This window comes from Pedobacter sp. 05L430, from assembly GCF_056397585.1.
This window is the reverse complement of record NZ_JBFTNT010000364.1, coordinates 1-3,784: the sequence shown is the minus strand read 5'-3', so window position 1 is coordinate 3,784 and position 3,784 is coordinate 1. Positions and strand designations below refer to the sequence as shown.

Annotated in this window: 6 protein-coding genes; 4 read left to right on the top strand and 2 right to left on the bottom strand. The window is 35.1% G+C overall.

The annotated features are described in order from the left end of the window. A partial coding sequence (locus tag AC1DG9_RS24795; RefSeq protein WP_477635437.1) for a hypothetical protein occupies positions 1–421 on the top strand: 421 nt, incomplete at its 5' end. 108 nt (positions 422–529) lie between these two features. On the opposite strand, the gene AC1DG9_RS24790 is transcribed toward AC1DG9_RS24795, so the two are convergent. Next, positions 530–940 (bottom strand): VOC family protein, encoded by a 411-nt coding sequence (locus AC1DG9_RS24790; protein WP_337714946.1) that lies wholly within the window; start codon positions 938–940, stop codon positions 530–532. A gap of 415 nt (positions 941–1,355) precedes the next feature. Between AC1DG9_RS24790 and AC1DG9_RS24785 the strand changes: the two genes are divergently transcribed. The 3 genes from AC1DG9_RS24785 to AC1DG9_RS24775 are packed head-to-tail and all read left to right on the top strand — an operon-like array spanning position 1,356 to position 2,678. Next, complete coding sequence (locus tag AC1DG9_RS24785) at positions 1,356–1,484, top strand: hypothetical protein (protein ID WP_337714944.1); 129 nt, start codon at positions 1,356–1,358, stop codon at positions 1,482–1,484. A gap of 7 nt (positions 1,485–1,491) precedes the next feature. Further along, entirely contained in the window at positions 1,492–2,085 is a 594-nt protein-coding gene (locus tag AC1DG9_RS24780) for a hypothetical protein (RefSeq protein WP_337714943.1), read from the top strand. A gap of 20 nt (positions 2,086–2,105) precedes the next feature. Then, positions 2,106–2,678 (top strand): hypothetical protein, encoded by a 573-nt coding sequence (locus AC1DG9_RS24775; protein ID WP_172663413.1) that lies wholly within the window; start codon positions 2,106–2,108, stop codon positions 2,676–2,678. A 134-nt stretch (positions 2,679–2,812) separates the two neighbouring features. Here AC1DG9_RS24775 and AC1DG9_RS24770 read toward each other — a convergent pair whose 3' ends face one another. Beyond that, the gene (locus tag AC1DG9_RS24770; RefSeq protein WP_172663412.1) at positions 2,813–3,655 is read right to left on the bottom strand and encodes a hypothetical protein; all 843 of its coding nucleotides are present in this window, start codon (positions 3,653–3,655) and stop codon (positions 2,813–2,815) included. Positions 3,656–3,784: the final 129 nt, after the last annotated feature.

The window sequence follows — 3,784 nt, the reverse complement described above, 5'->3', positions numbered from 1 at the left end:
AGACAGCATTGATAATAAATGGGCAGATTTGAGTCATTTAAGTGATAGCCTGCGGGCAAAAGCTGTTGATGAGTATGAGAAAAACCTTTTAAAGCCTTATGGCTTAGTGCCCTGTGAATACCAGGTGGTAAATACAGAAAGCTGTAATGTTTTTGAGATTAGAAATGACGCCTTAGTTGTAAGGCAAAGTGAGTTGTTTAAAGTCGATTTCCTAAAGCCTAAAAAAGATATCCCAAAATTTGATGATGATCTTTTGATTGCCTGGAGAAATGGTAAATTACCTACGCCCGCTTATCTTTCTTACTACCAGCTTGATGGCTTGAAATTTAAGTGTACGGATATGGCCTATCCAAAAACAATAAGGATTGCGAAAAAAGATTTTCTCTATTCGTCGGATTTTGGCTTATACGAAATTTTATAACTTCTTTCCTGGGTATTGGCGTTACTTTTAGAAAGTAAATCAAAATAGGATCAACACCAGGATTTTATGCAGGTTTCTTGTTTTTTGCATTTCTGTATATCATCATACTTAATTCTCATTGAGGAGCATCCAGGAGGTTCCGAATTTATCGCGGAGCATCGCAAAGCGGTTTGCGAAAGGAGTTTTCTCCATTTTCATAAACACTTCGCCTTCACTGGACAATAAACTATAAATGTGTTCTGCTTCTTCCGCTGTCTCAAGAACTAGTGTTAGGTAAGCACTGCGCATCGGTTCGGCATGAGGGATGTCCGCACCCCTCACGTTAGTGCCGCCTATTTCGATGATTGCATGGAGGATCGGGTTCTTCCATTCTTTCGGAAAATTAGGCGGTGGTAGTTGGTGAGGCACTATCATATGTATTTTTCCCCCTAAATGCTGCTCGTAAAACTGAAATGCTTTCTCACAATGTCCGGGGTAGTTGATATAAATGCCGAGTTTGGTTGAAGGTTGGGTATTCATGACGCAATATTCTGGTTATACAATTGACTAATCTACCTGTAAATATGGTTGTTGCTAGGTAAATTTCCAGGGGGAATTTACGACAAAAAAAGGGTGTGTTTCTACCTTAATTTAGTGAAGACTGGATTTTTAAAGTAGTAATCTTAATGGTGTTTATTAAGTCGCTCTCAAGTGATTAATTCCTGGAATTACTGTTTTTTACGCGGATACTTTGAGAAAACCTGTTGAAACCGGATAGCTATTTAAGGTGTTTCGAATAATAACCCCTTAAATTATATCACGGTTCATAAGACCCATATCTTTAGATTCAGACACGAGGCAGGATGCAAGCCGAGCTATCGCAGAAGCCTCACTGTCGAATCATGCGGAGCTTGAAAAAAATACCTATGTTTATTTATTCTATTAAAAATTTAATATGGCACACGCATTTATTTCTTATAGTCATTCTGCTGCACAGGTAGTTTATCGCTTGGAAGTGCACATGAGCCAGCTCAAGCGAGAAGGCTTGCTGAGTACCTGGTTTGATGAAAAGATAAAAACCTAATCAAAAGATGAAAAAAATATTTTTATTGATTTTTGCACTTGTTCAAATTAGTATCTATTTACATGCACAAAAATTAAAAGGTAATTTTACTTACCCAGTTAGAACTGAAAAAGGCGATTTAAATAGCGATGGTTTAACTGATAAAATTATAGTAACAATGGATACCATTAATAAAACTCAGCCTTTGAGATTACAAATATTTTTTTTAAAACCAAATGGAAAATATTTACTTAACGTATCTACTGAAAAATTAATAGAACCGCAATATCCAAATGGGAAATATTGCGGAAATCAAATACCAAATTTTGATATTAAAGATAACTGCTTGTATATGATTTCTGAAGTCAAAGAAAATCACCTTATTCATAAGTTCAAATTCAATAATGGGAATTTTGAACTACAAAATATATCCTCAGTAGCTTGGGATGGTAAAAATTTAACAACCGAAACCGAATTTAATCTTCTCACAGGAAAAAGAATTGAGATTACAAAAGCACTTGGCTCGGAGAAAATTCTTAAAAAGACGATTAAAAAAAACACTGTAAAACCATTGCCAAAAATAAATACATTCAGCGCTTTTAACAGTAAACTAAATTTATAAACCGAGTATATAACCAAAGAATGAAGATATATCGACTATTACTTTTTATCATCTCGTCCGTTGTTCTTATCGGTTGTGATGGAAGCGGTAAACCCGCTTACAAATACACTAAACAGGAAACCAACCAGTTCTTAGATGAAATTGTAAAAAACGCAAAAGTGACAATCGGAAATATTACAGAAATTGAAAAGCAGCCAACAGATGAATTATATATAGTAACAAGGTATCCTTTATCAAAGGAAAAACTTGATGAGTATAATAAGAATAATCATTCATTAAAAAATAAAGACAACGACATTTCCGATTTTGCCACTTATATATTTAAAGGCTATAACTTGGTAAATGAAAAAAATGAAAAACTACAATTTGTAGATAAGGGTAGAGCTGTCTACTTGCGAGAAGGTGGTCTGTGGGAACACAATAATGTTCTATGTGAAAATCTAGCGATTGATATAGAGCTTAATAAAACTTATGAGAGACTGAAAGGATACATTACCATCGAATTTGAAATGCCCGGAAATATTTTTGGAAGACTTAAACGAGAAGTAAAAATCCCAGTAAACATGACCATTTACGACAAAGTACCTGAATAAAGATTACCGCTAACATCAAACGCATAAACAACCGGATTTAATGATCATTATTGATTGATTCGGTCTATTGAGCTTGTCTAAGGTTGATGGAGTTTTCCAGATACATCCTCGTAGTATCAGCAATAATTTGGTTATTACTTGAACATTCCGCCCCGAAAGGTTAAAACGTTCCTTTTTCCATTAAAAATGGATCCGTTTTTAGTCTCGCTAACCTCCGGATAGCTAATGGTCTTATCTTGAGCGTTATAGATTATTGCTAACTGTGCGGTGAGTTTTTCTTTGCTTTGATCTTCCTTAAGAGTCGCGGAAGCAAATAATTGATTTTTAGACCATTTTCCCAATTTAAACAGGGGTTTGTTGATGCTGAATTCTGAATGATCGATCACTAATGTGTGGCTTACACTATAAGGCTCAGTACCGCTCATTTGCCCATAACCTGTAAGCAGATATGTTTTTTGAGGGGAAGTATTTAAGGTGTATATATGTTGAAAAAAAGGAGTTGGGCTGCCTTCATCGGCTTTATCCTCATAGAGATCATTAAATGAAATCGCAGTTACTGCCTTATTTTCATCTTGGTACTGAACAATATTCTGCACGTGCCACATGGAACCTGAATATGGTGAAAGCCAATAAAATACCCTAAGTTTATGATCGTTGGCACTTAATAGGTTAATCTCATATTTTCTTAGGTTGACAAAATCATCATAAAAGCTAGCAGGCTGCTTTAATGTCTCTATAAGTGCTTTAATGAATATTTTTTCCGCCTCCGTATTTCCATTATTTAAATAACTTTCTCTGGAAGCAACCATATTATCGGCCAGTTTTTCAAGCGTACTTATTTCAGGAGGCTTAGAACTTATCTTATTTTGTTTAACAGAATCAGTGGTATTCGTTTTATCAAGTTGCTTATCACCATGCTTTGCCCCACAGGAAAACAGCAGGAATGCCAGAGAAAATAAGATGTTCGTTGTTTTCATGCTATTGTCTTGAAATATTAATTTAATCCTCTGTTCTGTCTAAATAGCGAAGTTCGGTGATCATCATCAATCATCCTTAATTCCTTGTTAAATGAATTTTTCCCACCCTAATTGTGTCCTTACTTGTAT